Annotated in this window: 10 protein-coding genes; 5 read left to right on the top strand and 5 right to left on the bottom strand. The window is 37.8% G+C overall.

Features of this window, described 5'->3' with window-relative positions; all coding sequences use genetic code 11:
- Position 1 precedes the first annotated feature (1 nt).
- From TDE_RS07970 to TDE_RS07950, 5 genes are all read right to left on the bottom strand, one after another.
- Entirely contained in the window at positions 2-904 is a 903-nt protein-coding gene (locus TDE_RS07970) for a hypothetical protein (protein WP_002679360.1), read from the bottom strand.
- Positions 905-1,040: 136 nt separating this feature from the next.
- Positions 1,041-2,081 (bottom strand): OmpL47-type beta-barrel domain-containing protein, encoded by a 1,041-nt coding sequence (locus TDE_RS07965; protein ID WP_002669316.1) that lies wholly within the window; start codon positions 2,079-2,081, stop codon positions 1,041-1,043.
- Between the two features lie 39 nt (positions 2,082-2,120).
- Positions 2,121-2,624, bottom strand: coding sequence for an OmpA family protein (locus TDE_RS07960; protein ID WP_002671003.1), 504 nt, complete (start codon positions 2,622-2,624; stop codon positions 2,121-2,123).
- Positions 2,625-2,707: 83 nt separating this feature from the next.
- Positions 2,708-4,045, bottom strand: coding sequence for a replicative DNA helicase (dnaB, locus tag TDE_RS07955; protein WP_002669313.1), 1,338 nt, complete (start codon positions 4,043-4,045; stop codon positions 2,708-2,710).
- 67 nt (positions 4,046-4,112) lie between these two features.
- Entirely contained in the window at positions 4,113-4,541 is a 429-nt protein-coding gene (locus TDE_RS07950; protein ID WP_002671005.1) for a DUF2141 domain-containing protein, read from the bottom strand.
- A 185-nt stretch (positions 4,542-4,726) separates the two neighbouring features.
- On the opposite strand from TDE_RS07950, the gene TDE_RS07945 reads away from it, so the two are divergent.
- The 5 genes from TDE_RS07945 to TDE_RS07925 all read left to right on the top strand — a co-directional run bounded on the left by TDE_RS07945 (position 4,727) and on the right by TDE_RS07925 (position 14,434).
- Positions 4,727-9,283: a leucine-rich repeat domain-containing protein gene (locus TDE_RS07945; protein WP_002679357.1), complete on the top strand. Its 4,557-nt coding sequence runs from the start codon at positions 4,727-4,729 to the stop codon at positions 9,281-9,283.
- Positions 9,284-9,359: 76 nt separating this feature from the next.
- Complete coding sequence (locus tag TDE_RS07940; protein WP_002679355.1) at positions 9,360-11,162, top strand: alanine--tRNA ligase; 1,803 nt, start codon at positions 9,360-9,362, stop codon at positions 11,160-11,162.
- A 99-nt stretch (positions 11,163-11,261) separates the two neighbouring features.
- Positions 11,262-12,338, top strand: coding sequence for a membrane protein (locus tag TDE_RS07935; RefSeq protein WP_002669285.1), 1,077 nt, complete (start codon positions 11,262-11,264; stop codon positions 12,336-12,338).
- Positions 12,339-12,352: 14 nt separating this feature from the next.
- Entirely contained in the window at positions 12,353-12,763 is a 411-nt protein-coding gene (gene nusB, locus TDE_RS07930; RefSeq protein WP_002679351.1) for a transcription antitermination factor NusB, read from the top strand.
- Positions 12,764-12,772: 9 nt separating this feature from the next.
- Positions 12,773-14,434, top strand: a complete 1,662-nt coding sequence (locus tag TDE_RS07925; protein WP_002679349.1) for a tetratricopeptide repeat protein — start codon at positions 12,773-12,775, stop codon at positions 14,432-14,434.
- Positions 14,435-14,450 lie beyond the last annotated feature (16 nt).

Here is a 14,450-nt window from a genome sequence, read left to right as displayed (position 1 = left end):
GCTATAGTTTAAATATAAGACTGATTGCAACAGACTCAAAGAACATACCTATCTTCTTTTTTGAATTGATTATTTTTTGCGTAAAATGAGCTTCATCTTTGTAATTATAATAAATTGGAGCTGTCTTCCATACAGCTTGTAGTTTTATTCTTATTTTTTCAGATGGTTTAAAAAAGAGTTCATTCTTTAATTCAAAAGTCCATAATTGTTCGGCCTTATTTTTAGTAAAGGGGAGTGGCTTATATAGGTTTTTATGGCTTATAAGCTCTACTCTTATAGTGTTTAAGTAAAGAGGCATATTGTATTCTATCGAGTATGTTCCGGTATAACGGGCTCCGTTTCTATTTTCACCTAAGTCATTATCAAAAAAGAAAAAATCCTCATTTGTTTGAGGAACAATGTCTTTGTAACTTATAATATGCCTTGTTTTTAAAATTAGACCTGACCATTCATTTTTTATTTTTGAGTTTAAATCAAAATAAAGTTCTAGGCCTGCATTGAGATCAATAAAGAATTTTGAAAAATATAGCGGTTTGATAACCTGTAAGTTATTGACATTTTTATTTTCGGCAAGTCCATAAAAATTTAGGCTAGGGTAGGCCCAGCCTGTACTTATCGTAGTTCCGGAGAAAAAGTTGATAAAAGGCAGATAAACTATTTTTACATTTAAACACCCCAAAATATTTGCAGGCTTCAATGAGGCCCTAAATTCAAGCTCGGTATATTTTGAATCCGAATTTTCCTTGTAAGACCTTAAAAAATGCGATATAGAAATATTAAAATTTAAAGGATAGTTTAACTCTACTTCAATTTCAGTTTTTGTTTTATTTAGATCGGTATTTCCAAAAACATATGAAAAATTTATGAGAATTAAAATACAAAAACATATCTTTTTTAATTTCATACTTTATCTTTTTACAAAACAAAAAAGCCGAAGCAGGGATATCCCGTTTACTTCGGCTTTTTTATATTACCGATTATATCGGAAACCGATTAATCGTTATATCGGAAGCCGATTTATCGGTGATGCCTCAATTTTTTTACTGGGCATTTGCGGGGGTTGTGGCCGGGAGAAGATTCCCTGACCTGTCGATTATATCAACCTCCGAATTAGGTGTAATCTGATCTACATAGAATGTGTACATAACAGGCTCAGAAACATTGCCTACATTATCGATAGCTTTAACTTCGATTTTGTAAACTGCATTTTGCGTAAATCTGATCGGTTCTACATACTTGGTATATTCTCCGTCATTTACTTTTACATAAATTGCATCAACGCCTGAAAGATCGTCTTTTGCTGCAAATGAAACGGTTTCACTTGTAGAAACAATAACTCTGCCTTCTTCATCTACAACTCTATCGCTGGGGAATACCATGTACTCCTCATCCTTGTTGATAAGACGGTTTGAATTTGCAATGCTTACGACGGGAGCTGTCCTGTCGATAGTAACTGCGAGTAACTTAATAGGAGCAAGGTTTCCTACATTGTCAATAGCTGTGTAATAAAGGTTTACAGGTCCTTCACCATCTAAGGAAACATAGGTCTGTTCAGACTCTTTTCCGTTTCCGGATATTTTAAGAGAGTTAAGATCCGTTCCCATGTAACCGGCTGCTACACCTGATCCTCCGACTATGTCGGCTGCAGAAACATACCATTTTGTATCGGCTGAGCAATAAACTACGACACCGTCATTGTACAAAGGTGCTGTTGTCTTGATCATTGTATCAGGAGCTGTATTATCTACGATTACCGACAAAGTTTTGGGCAATTCCAGATTTCCGCTGTTATCAAATCCTCTGTATGAAATATCATATTTTCCTTCTTCAAGAAGTTGGAAGGGGTTTTTGTATCTCATAAAATCTGCACCATTCAAGGCAAATTCTACAAAGTCAAGACCGGTTTCTTTATCGGTTGATCTTAGTTTAAAAAAGACATCACTGTTTACATAGTTGGTGCCTTCTTCAACATAGTGAATTGCGGGGCGGACATAGTCTGTTCCAACAATCGAAGGAGCCTGTGCCCAAGCCGAAACCACTAAAAGTGAACATACGGCTACAAAAAAAATTTTTTTAATCATTAGTTACCTCCAAAATGATTTTTTAAAGTTTCATAGTGTTTATTTAACACTGTGAATTTCTACTCTTCGGTTTTTGAAGCGGTCAGTAATCTCTGAATGGCTTCGGGCAGGTTCACTTGCTCCTTTACCTTCGACGATTATATTGTTCGCATCAAACAGCTTCATTTTTTGAAAATAGCTTGCAACAGCAATTGCTCGCTGTAATGCAATACGATCTTCATCCTTTTGTGAATCCAGTTTTGCACTGTGACCATAAATGACGATTTTCTTTACATTTTTTGCTTTTAGATCTTCGCCTATTTCTTTTAGTATTTGTGCGGTAAACTGATCGATTTGATAAGATTGCGGTGCAAAATATACCGTGTAATAATCATCAGACATATTTTTTTCATTTGCTTTCTTATCTGTTTCTTCCTTTACTACTTCTTGTTCTTGAGTTTTTTCAGGTTCAGCCGGCTTTTCTTCTTTTTGCTTGGGAGCAGACTTACAGGAAAACATAAAAAGAACAGACAATAGTAAAAGTAATACTCTTACTTTTTTCAAAGAAACCTCCTTAAAATAATAATCCTAGATATATTATCCTGCTTTTCCTGCCAATAGTCAAGAAGATTTTATCTTTTTATCTATCATTTTTCTTTAGCTTCGGTAACAAAGGTCGTATATTGGGATAAAAACAAGAGCGGGACAGTGCCTATGGGGCCGTTTCTTTGTTTTGCCAAAATGAGTTCGGTCGGAATAGGTTTTGCTTCATCTTCGCTTGTGTCGGCTCTTTCACGGTGTAAAAACATGACCACATCGGCATCCTGTTCAAGAGAACCCGATTCCCTTATATCGGCAAGCCCGGGTTTTTTTCCTTCGGCATCCCTTGTCAGCTGGGATAGGGCAACTACGGGAATATTCAGTTCTCTTGCCAAACTTTTTAGAGACCTTGAAATTTCGGCAATCTGTTCATGACGCGGTATGCTTGCATTTTCCCCCGTAATAAGGGTTATATAGTCTATAAAAATAATTTTTACGTTATAGGGCGGACTGCAAAGCTGGCGGGCTATGGCTCTTAAATCCAAAAGCTTCATATTCGGCATATCCACAAGGTAAAATGGGGCTTCATAGAGCATACCGCAGGTTTCTGATACCTTGCCGAAATCTCTGGCCGTTAGGTTTGCAGACCTTATTCTGTTCGAATTTATTTTTGCTCTTGAAGCTATCAAACGCTGTACCAGCTGCATATCCGACATTTCAAGAGAAAAAAAGGCAGTCGGAATTTTTTCGTCAATAGCGATGTGGGCCGCCATGGTCATGGCTAGGGCTGTTTTTCCTACGGAGGGACGGGCTCCTATTATTATAAATTCCGAGTCCTGAAATCCGTAGGTCATATTATCCAAATTACCGAAACCTGAAGGAACACCGGTGTATGCTCCCTTGCGTTCGTGTAGTTTTTGGAGAACCTCCAAAGTAGGCATTATGACCTCAGCCAAAGACTTAAAAGTCGCCGAATTGCCGGCTTCCGTAAGGTCAAAGATACTTTTTTGAGCTTCTTCCAAGACTGTCCGGCTTGATATGCTGTCATCAAATACATCTGCAGAAATTTTATTGGAAACTTTTAGCAAATTTCTTCTTATAGCGGCTTCCAACACGATTTTTGCATAAAATTCGTAGTTTGCAGAGCTTGGAACCTCATCCGTAAGCGATGCTATGTAGCTTGCCCCTCCGACTGAATCCAATTCATTTACCGAGCGAAGATAGTCTGTCAATATTAAAATATCCGCCTTTTGAGACTGGGTGTCTAATTCCGAAATAGCCTTATATATCTTTTGGTGCTGAGGAGAATAAAAAGCTGACGCATCTAAAATCGGTCTTACAAAGGTAAAGACATCAGGATCTATTAAAATAGCTCCCAAAACAGCCTTTTCTGCTTCCATATTGTGAGGCGGAAGCTTGTTTTTTAAATTTTTTACACTATCCATTAAAAAAGCCCTCTCAAGCGAGGGCATTTTAACAGATAGTAAGATTAAAATCTAGCCTAAAGAAAACTTAAATTTTAAAAAGTTTAATATCTACGCTTTTATTTTCTTTGATTTCTATTTTTAACTTGTTAAATCCTCCGGGCCTTCCGCCCTTATGGTTGCCGTATCCTACAGGTTCCTTAGGCATGCCTAAAAAGTTTCTGTCCAGTTTATCGTTTTTGTTAATGTCTTGATAAACAAAAAAAACATATTCTCCTTGAGGTAGTTTTTCCGTTATTGTCATTTCCTTACCGTCTACTTGAACGCTGACAGTCTTTAAAGGCTCTTTTTTCTTAAAAGATTGTGCATCTTGATAGATACTCAAAAACAGTTTTCCTTCGATAGTTTCGATGTTGGTAATATTAAGAGTAACCTCAAATTCGGGTCCTGTCTCTTCCGAATATAGACCCGTAAAAACCGTCAAAAGAATCGTAAAAATAAAAATAATTTTTTTCATCATGTTCTCCCGTACCTTATTCGGCATTGCCGTAAAGAATCTTTACTCGGTATATTTAGATAAAAATATACAACAAGCATTGAATTATAGGAGGAATCAAAAAAGTAATTTCTGTGGTGGATAATTGACAAAAAATAGATGAATGGCCTATACTGCATTATAGAATAAAAAAGGATGGAGCATGTATGAAGAAGTTTTTTACTTTAGGTGTTGTTAGAACTGTGATTTTTGCTGTTTTGTTGAGCAGTTTTTATATGAGCTGTAAGCAACCGGTAACAGTTATTAAAGAGCCGTATGAGGTAAATACCAATGCAAATCGGATTAAAATACTGGTAATTGGTGAGCATTTAACAAAAGAAAAAGTTTCGTTTTGGGTTGAAAAAGGAGCTGTAGGTTCTGAGGTAAAAAAAGAAGCTGAAAAACTGATTACTTTTACTTCCGGCTATGAACTTGCTTCATGGAAATTGAATCAACAAAACGGTGCGGATATAAGCGATAAGGAAAAATTTACCGACGATTCAGTTCTCTTTGCGGTTGCAAAAAAAATAGACGAGCCGCAAAATACCAATATTAAGATTACTATCAAGCAGGTTGAACATACAACCGTATCGGAGCCGGAGTTTACCGTTGGGTCAAGATCATCTTGGCTCAGCATCAAAGAAACAGCAATCAAGCGGCTTAATGTTGAAACAGGGTATGAGCTTATCGGTTGGAAACTTCGCACACAGGACAGTGTTTTTATCAATGATTCATACACCTTTGAAAGCAATACGGATATTTTTCCGGTTGTTAGACAGCAAGGCTCACCGCAACTGAAAAAGTTTACTTTGAGTATATTCGGCGATAGCAATATAACAGTAAAGCGGCAAACGCTGACGGTTGAAGAAGGCACAAAGTGGTCTGGGGTTAAACAGGCAGCAACTGATAGTATAGAATGTGCTGAGGGCTATGAGTGTATAGCTTGGAAAATCGACAATCAAAGCGGTGCGGTTTTAACCGACGACCATGAGTTTACGGCAGACACAAAACTGTTTGCTGAAGAGAAAAAAATTCCTGTTCCTCCGGCCGAAATGATTACCATAACAGTTCAAGGTGATGTCGGCATCGAAGTAAAAAAAGATAGTATAGAGGTAAAAAAGAATTCCGTCTGGGCCGGTATAAAAACCGCTGTTGCATCGTGTGCGGTATGTAAACAATATTACGAATTTGTGCAATGGAAACTGGCTGATGGGTCTGGAACTGAAATAACAAACGAAACCTCATTCACGGAAGATGTAACTGTTTTTGCCGTGTCCAAGCGAAAAACTGTCACCGTCAGTATTGCAGGAAATGACAAAGTTACGGTAAACACAGCAAGTCTTACTATTGACTGTGGGTCGCTGTGGTCTGAAGTAAAATCTAAAATTGAAGCCTGCATAAGCGTTGAAAACAGTTCGAGTATCAGCTGGCTGCTCGGTGATGAAAATGGTACAAGTATAACGGATAACTATTGTTTTGACTCTGATAGTGCCGTCTTTGTTAAAGCATTTGACACAGGAATTTTTAGGCTGGATAACTATGGGGCAATTACTGGATACACTTGTCAACCTGAAAATTTACCTTCACATCTTGTTATACCCGATCAAATAGGCGGAAAAACCATTACAACAATAAACCAGAATGTATTTATCAACTGTAATGCAATAAAAAGCGTTTCTTTCCCAAAGACTCTCATTAACGTACAACCATATGCTTTTAGAAATTGTAGGGAACTTCAAGCAGTTGAATTTGCAGATGGGGGAACACAATGCTATAGTACTATTTTTGATCAATGCAAAAAATTATCAAAAATTACAATCTTGGGCGGTGTGGTAAAGAGTAACTTCTACTATGCTTTTTCAAGCTCTAGTCAGCTGCATATTTCTGAAATTGTATTATGTGAAGGTGTTACAAAAATCGAAGGTTATGCATTTAATAACTTTTCAGAGATAACGGAAATAACCATACCGGCGACTGTTACCGATATCGATACAAATGCTTTTGCAAATTGTACAAGCCTTAAGACGGTAGAATTCAAAAAAGGTTCTGTTACTATCGGCAATAATGCATTTTACAACTGTAACCAAATTACGGAGTTGCGTATATTGAGCGGTGATATAAACTTTAAGTGCTCATTGGTACAGCAGCCAAATAAAATTTTGAGTCTATACCTAGGTGAAGAAGTTACTTCAATATGTTCTAATGCCTTTTCCGGCTGTACACAACTTACGGGTTTGGATATTTCACACTGTAAAAAACTGACGTCAATACATGCTGCTGCTTTTAGTAATTGTACAAGTTTGGAAGTCCTTAAATTACCGGCTTCGCTTGAATTTATCGATAATTCTGCGTTTTTATCTTGCAGCGGTATTGCCGAGTTGGATATTGCCCATTGTGAAAACTTGAAAAGCATAAAGTCGACAAGCTTTGAAAATTGTTCAAACTTAAAAACGGTTAAGTTACCTAAGTCAATAGAAACTATTGAAAATAGAGCTTTTTATGGTTGTTATCAGATAGAACAAGTAGATTTATCGCCATATTCAAAACTTACCAAAATTGAAGACAGTGTGTTCTCCGGATGTTCAGCACTGCGGAGCATTACCTTCCCGGATAATCTTGAGCGAATTGGAAACTCTGCATTTAATAACTGTTATGCTTTGACGGCTGTACAGTTTCCGAAAAATCTTGAGCAAATAGGGGACTCTGCATTTAGTAACTGTTATGCATTGACGGCTGTGCAGTTGCCGAATAATCTTAAGCGAATCGGAAACTATTCATTTAGTGACTGTAGTGCACTGACGGCTGTGCAGTTGCCGAATAACCTTTTAGAAATAGGTAGGAGTGCTTTTTATAATTGTTCGGCAATTACCGGCATTACTTTCGGTCAAAAATTGAGAACAATACAAGATAATGCATTTGAAAAATGCCGCGGTATAAGAGGTGCACTTGACATGCGGGCATGTACAAATCTTACCGAAATTGGAGGTTCAGCCTTTTTAGACTGTTCGGCGATTACGGAAATCAAACTGCCCGCTTCGTTGCAAACGCTCAAGGATAAGAGTTTTGCAAACTGCATATCTTTACAGAAAGTTGTTCTTGGAAACGGTGCAATCACATATACAACTGGTACTAGCGGTTCTTTTCTTAAGTGCAAAAGTATTAAGGAGCTGACAATTCTTTCAGGCAAAGTAACTTTTAAGGTAAAAGATATGCTTGCCGATTCATATAAAACGATTTCCTCGGTTGTTTTCGGGGAGGATGTTACCGAAATTGGTTCTACAGCTTTTAGTGAATGTCTCGGTATAAAAGGCGTTTTGGATTTGTCGCAATGCGATAAATTAACATCAATAGGTTATTCGGCCTTTTCCGGCTGCTCAAGGCTGCTTGGAGTCCGGTTACCGAAAAACCTTACCAAAATCGACAGTTCCGCCTTTTCAAGCTGTATAGGTTTATCAGGTGTTTTGGATATGTCCGCTTGTAACAAGTTAGTGTCGCTCGGATCTTCCGCCTTTTACGGTTGCTCTAATATAAGCGACATTAAATTCCCCAAAAACATTAAAACTATCGGGTCATCTTGTTTTACAAATTGTTACAATATAGCAGGCTCGATTGATATGTCAGGCTGTACGGAATTGCAAAAAATCGAAAATTCGATATTTTCTTCCGATAAAAAAATACAAACAGTAAAGCTACCCCCGAATATTACCGAAATAGCTGACTCGGCATTTTTAAAATGTTCCGGTTTGACGGAAATTAAACTTCCGGAAAGTCTTACAAAAATTGGGAATAAAGCGTTTGGAGAATGTACTGCCTTAGCTTCAGTCGAATTTGGAAAGGGCGATATTTTAATGGCAACCGGAAACGATGCGTCGTTTTATAATGACAGAGATATAACTAAATTATCTGTTTTAAAAGGCAATATAAATTTTAAGTGTTCAGATGTCTTCCCTCATTCGTATCAAAAAATTAAGACTCTTATTTTAGGTGAAGGTATTACAGGAATCGGGGCATCTGCGTTTTCGAGTTGTAATGGCATTGAAGGCACTTTGAATTTAGGTAATTGTAGGGCATTGATCGCTATCGGTAATCAAGCCTTTAATTCATGCTATGGAATAACCGGCGTGCAATTCCCTGCAAGCTTACAAACACTCGGAGAGTTGGCATTTAACGGTTGTAATGGCATAAACACAATGATGGATTTATCTCCGTGTACTTCAATGCAATCTATCGGAAAATCCGCATTTTATAACTGTACAAAAATTACCGGAGTAAAATTCCCGCAAAGCCTTACATCAATCGGAAGTACTGCTTTTTATCAGTGTGTTGCACTTGAAGGTATGGTAGATTTATCCTCGTGTTTAGACCTTAAAATTATTGATGTCGGACTATTTCAAGGGTGCGGTTTAATAAGCGGTCTGAAGTTACCTAAAACTATCACTACAATTGGAGCATCTGCGTTTGAAAACTGTAAAAAAATTGATGCAGTTGATCTATCAGTATGTGCCGACTTAACTACTATCGGGGTGCAGGCATTTAAATCTTGTGCGGAAGCTGTCATAACCTTGCCGGGTAAGGTAAATTCAGTTGGTACAGCCGCTTTTGGAAATTATTCAAATGATTCATACTGTAAAAAAGTACGTATTCCCAGAGGGGCTGACGGCGATAGTTTGAAGGGTAGGGTAACAAGCTCCGGGTACACTGAAGCGAGAATTGAGAGGTATTAAGGCCTTTATGTGGATGATAATAAGCCAATGCAGGGTAATTGACAATTTCTTTTTTATTCCTTAAAATAGCTTCCCTATGAATAAAAATATTACGATTGATGAACTGCGTTCAAAATATATAGACTTTTTTAAAAGCAAGGGGCATGTGGAAATTTCGGGGAGGTCTCTTATTCCTGAAAATGACCCCACGGTTTTATTTACAACTGCCGGTATGCACCCGCTTGTCCCTTATTTAATGGGGGAGCCTCATCCTGCCGGAACCCGTTTAACCGATGTGCAAAAATGTGTGCGCACGGGCGATATAGATGATGTAGGGGATGCTTCTCACCTGACCTTTTTTGAAATGCTTGGAAACTGGTCTTTGGGAGATTATTTTAAAAAAGAATCAATCGCCTATAGCTTTGAATTTTTAACGGATGAAAAGTATTTAGGGATTCCTATCGATAAACTTTCCTTTACTGTCTTTGAAGGAAATGAAGACGCTCCCCGTGATGAAGAATCGGCTTCGATTTGGGAAAGTCTGGGTGTCTCTAAAGATAGAATCTTTTTCCTCCCCAAAGAAGATAACTGGTGGGGCCCTGCCGGTGAAACAGGCCCATGCGGTCCCGATACGGAAATTTTTATAGATACGGGAAAACCTGCCTGCGGTTCAAATTGCCGCCCCGGCTGTAACTGCGGTAAATATGTAGAAATATGGAACAATGTTTTTATGCAATATCATAAAAACATGGACGGATCATATTCTCCCTTAAAAAGAAAATGCGTAGATACGGGAATGGGGGTTGAACGAACAGTTGCCATGCTTCAAGGAAAGCCTTCCGTTTATAATACCGAAGCCTTTACTTCAATTATTAAATCGATTGAAGATATAAGCGGCGTAAAATACGGCGATAACGAAAAAACCGATACCTCTATCAGAATTATAGCCGACCATGTCCGAACAGCTTGCTTTATTTTGGGAGATCCGAAAACTACGCTTCCGTCAAATATCGGGGCGGGCTATGTTTTAAGAAGGCTTATCAGAAGGGCTGTAAGACACGGCAAAAAACTCGGCATAGACGGCAACTTTTTATCCGTTCCGGCTTCTGCCGTTATCGCTCAAAATGCCGGCTTTTATACCGAACTAAAGGAAAATGAAACCTTAATTTTAACGGAACTTAAGGCCGAAGAAGACAAATTCCTTGAAACCTTAAAAAAAGGCGAGGCAGAATTCGAAAAAATGCTTCCGAACCTTTTAAAAAATCCTAAAAAGATTATTCCGGGAAGAATGGCATTTAAACTCTATGATACCTACGGCTTTCCTATCGAATTAACGGAAGAACTTGCCTCCGAATCGGGTTTAACCGTAAACAGGGAAGAATTTGATGAGGCTTTTAAAAAGCATCAGGAACTATCCAGAGCCGGAAGCGAACAGGTATTTAAGGGCGGTCTTGCCGACCATTCGGAGCAGACAACGGCCTATCATACGGCAACCCATCTTTTGCACAAGGCTTTAAGAATGGTTTTAGGCGATCATGTTCAGCAAAAAGGCTCGAATATAACGGCTGAAAGGCTCCGCTTCGACTTTTCTCATCCCGAGCCCATGACGGAGGCCGAAAAAAAAGAGGTTGAAAGGCTTGTGAATGAGGCTATAAAGGCCGATTTGCCCGTAACTATGGAAGTTATGCCTTTAGAAGAAGCAAAAAAAATAGGCGCTATGGCTCTTTTCGGCGAAAAATATGAAGATGTTGTTAAGGTATACAAAATAGGAGACTTTTCTACCGAGGTTTGCGGAGGCCCCCACGTTGAAAGAACAGGTTCTTTAGGCCGTTTTTGCATTAAAAAAGAACAGTCTTCTTCCTCAGGGGTCAGGCGAATAAGAGCTGTACTTGAACATTAAATGTAACTTATTGCCGTTCAATTTTGTTAATAGGGCGAAGATCGGCTTTGCCTTCTTTAAAATATATCATCCCCATATGGGATAATAGATGAGGATAAAATGAAAAAGAACATTTTTATTGCAGTTATGTTAGTCGGTTTTTTGGGCCTTTTGTCTGCCCAAAATGATTTACAGGTTATTGCACAGGTAAATCTGTCAAAAAAGGAACCTATAACTCTTGGTCAGCTTAAAAAGCTTGTAAAATTTGCCGAATCTCAGGGCGGAAATATAGCTACAAATGATGATAAAAAGCTTGTTTTGGAAAGTTTAATGCGAACCAAGCTTTTGGTTCAAGCTGCCGAAAAAGAAAATATCAAGATTTCCAATTCCCAAGTTGATAACGCTTTTAACGATGTGCTTTCTCAATATGTAAAATATCCAATAACAGAGAGCGAATTCGCTAAATTGATAAAACAAAAAGAAAACATATCGCTTGACGAGTTTATGAAAAAACAAACAGGTTGTACTGTTGAAGAACTCAAAAAAATTATCAAAGATAATCTTATAATTCAAAACTATATAGCTTCAAAACATCAAGCAGAAATTGTAAAAATGGCAACACCTACAGACGCTCAGATACGTTCATACTATGAAATGAAAAAAGGTGAGTTGGTTCGTCCCGATATGGTCAAAATGCTTTTTGTCGCAGTAAAAAAAGAAGGTAAAGACAAGGAAGAAATAGATAAAATTAATGAATTGCACAAAAAGGTTAAGAAGAATATAAAAGAGATTGCAAACATCAAGAAAAATGCAGAAGCCGGTAATTACGTTGCCCAAGAAGGTTATATACCTAAAACGGCAGAGGGTGCTCAGTTGTTAAATGCTACTCCTGAAGCCTTAATGGAAATTTTCTCAAAAGATGTAAACTATATATTCGATATACAGGATAGGGTAGACAGCAGACAGTTTTTTGTTATAACGGAAAAGCTTAATGCCAAAATTTTAACTTTAAGTGATGTCCCTGATCCCTCATCTACAGTTACGCTTTATGATCAGATAAAAGCCCTTCTTTCTCAGGGACTTGCACTAAATGCTATTCAATCTATCATTCAAACTACATATGAAGGTTTACGCACCGATGATAATTGCAAGATATTAAAAAGCGATGCTGAACTTGATAAACTTCTTAAGTGGTAATCGATAGATTTTAAATGAGTGTAGGCAGACGCAGAGGACGGATTCTCGCTTTTCAAGCCCTTGTTGCTTGGGATGTTGGAGGAGCCGTCCTTGACGATTTATTGAATTTCTCTTGGCAAAATGAAGACTCTATAAAGGATCCCAATGGCTATCTCTTTCCTAAAATGATGGTCTTGGGTACAATCGAAAATATAACCGAAATAGATAAGGTAATTCAGGAAAATCTGGATAACTGGGTTATAGATCGGCTTAATTCTGTAGATAAGGCGATTTTAAGATTGAGTGTCTATTCTCTTATATATCAAAAAGATACCCCTCCGCCCATCGTAATAGATGAGGCTATAAATTTGGCCAAAGATTTCGGTACCGATGATTCCTATAAATTTGTAAATGCGGTACTTGACAGTATTAAAAATAAGTCTTAAAATTTAAAAATGCAGCGGCTAAAGACAGTTTTTATTCTTTTTATAGCTTTTTTATTTTTTTCTTGTTCGGGCAAAACTAATGAACAAGCTTTTTTTAAAGAACTTTCCAAGATTGATCTTCAAATAGCGGAAGGTTATCAGGCTAAGGCTTTGAAGAGTTTAAAACGTCTTCAAAAAAAGGCCGTAAATTCTACAAATTATGTAAGTATTGTCAAACGGCAATTAAAACTTAATTCTATTCCCGATGCCTTAATTTCTCTTCAAACAGGCATAAAGAAGATTCCTGATTCGCCGGAGCTTTCTGCCTTATTAACTTCGATTCTTATTGATTCAGGAAAGCCGGCTGAAGCTCTGCCTTATTGTGAAAAATTAAAAGATACGCCTTATGCTTCATTGGGTGCCGAAGCCTCAATTTTGTCCGATATCGCCTTAAATTCCTTTAATTCCGATTTTAGTCTTTTAAAAGCAGCTTACGATAAAACTGAAAATCAAGTTTTTTTAAAGAATGCCGCTATTGTCTTGGCCGCCAAGGGCCGTTTAAGGGAGGCTTCTAATTTACGCTATAATATTCCGAATGATGTTGCTCCCGAGCATCCTTTTTTTTGGAGCTGTATTGTTTACGACCTCGGTGTCTTCGATTCTATTTTCGGTGATTTATATTTTTCTCTTGTTTATGCGGATAAAGACGGAGGCGAAGGTAAAACGGCTGAAAATGCACGGCTTCATCTTATGCTTGCTGCCGATGCAGCCTACGGGCAAGGAGATACGGAGAGGGCTAGGGCCTTTTGGCAGGCTGCGGCCGATAGAAGTCCCGAAGCTTCTCCCATAGTATTTTATGATTTGGCTCTTACGGCTCCTGATGAAAAAGAGCGTGTAGATCTTTTAATAGAATGTATTGATTTATATCCGGACTTTTACCCTGTAATTGCCCGCTATGTCCGTGAAGATATTGCTTTACGCGAATTAAATTCGCAAGATGAGCTTAGTGCCTATCTTGAATCTAAGGGCTTTTATTCAATTAAGATGGAAGAAACTTATTTTACCTCTCCCAAGATGACATATAAGCCTGAAGACCTTTTAGCAAGGGCTATGAAGAATCCGAATTTTGACCAAAGGTTTATTTTAGAAGAATTTAGATACAATCAAATAACGGATAAAACCTATGCTTCCAAAGCAAGGGGCAAGGCCGATATGTGGAAGATTCTTGAAAAATACGGCAAGGAGTCCATTATCAGAGAATATGCAAAATGGTACTTTGCTCAATCGGGAGATTTTAATGCTTGTCTTAGCGTTAGTGAAATAGGAAAACGATATGAAGATTCTTTTTATGCAGGGATAAATTCGGCTTTGAGCGGAGACTTTGAAAATGCCGTATCTTCTTTTGCGGCTTCTGCACAAGTTTCTGCCTATGCTTATGCTTCTACGGTAAATTCCGCCTATATGTATTATATGTCGGGTAAAACCTCTGAGGCTGTAGATACTTACAGCCTTGCCGCATCAATGACACAGGATAAAAAAAGACAAAGTATGCTTCACTATGAAATTGCCTCAATTTTTTATGAAAGAAAGGCTTATGATAGGGCTATAAGTGTCTTAGGTTATGCCTTGGAATTAAATCCTAAAAACTATCAGGCAGCCTCCCTCTTAAAAAAATTAAAGGAGTTTAATTAATCGTTTTCGAGTTAAA

Origin of the sequence: Treponema denticola ATCC 35405 (assembly GCF_000008185.1) — a bacterium.
GTDB lineage: Bacteria > Spirochaetota > Spirochaetia > Treponematales > Treponemataceae > Treponema_B > Treponema_B denticola.
Note: the sequence above shows the minus strand (reverse complement) of the source record. Positions and strands in the feature narration are given on the sequence as shown.

What these genes read in the sequence shown, in the direction of transcription:
- TDE_RS07970 (WP_002679360.1), bottom strand. Translation starts at nt 904, where the DNA reads ATGAAATTAAAAAAGATATGTTTTTGTATTTTAATTCTCATAAATTTT.
- TDE_RS07965 (WP_002669316.1), bottom strand. Translation starts at nt 2,081, where the DNA reads ATGATTAAAAAAATTTTTTTTGTAGCCGTATGTTCACTTTTAGTGGTT.
- dnaB (WP_002669313.1), bottom strand. Translation starts at nt 4,045, where the DNA reads ATGGATAGTGTAAAAAATTTAAAAAACAAGCTTCCGCCTCACAATATG.
- TDE_RS07950 (WP_002671005.1), bottom strand. Translation starts at nt 4,541, where the DNA reads ATGAAAAAAATTATTTTTATTTTTACGATTCTTTTGACGGTTTTTACG.
- TDE_RS07945 (WP_002679357.1), top strand. Translation starts at nt 4,727, where the DNA reads ATGAAGAAGTTTTTTACTTTAGGTGTTGTTAGAACTGTGATTTTTGCT.
- TDE_RS07940 (WP_002679355.1), top strand. Translation starts at nt 9,360, where the DNA reads ATGAATAAAAATATTACGATTGATGAACTGCGTTCAAAATATATAGAC.
- TDE_RS07935 (WP_002669285.1), top strand. Translation starts at nt 11,262, where the DNA reads ATGAAAAAGAACATTTTTATTGCAGTTATGTTAGTCGGTTTTTTGGGC.
- nusB (WP_002679351.1), top strand. Translation starts at nt 12,353, where the DNA reads ATGAGTGTAGGCAGACGCAGAGGACGGATTCTCGCTTTTCAAGCCCTT.
- TDE_RS07925 (WP_002679349.1), top strand. Translation starts at nt 12,773, where the DNA reads ATGCAGCGGCTAAAGACAGTTTTTATTCTTTTTATAGCTTTTTTATTT.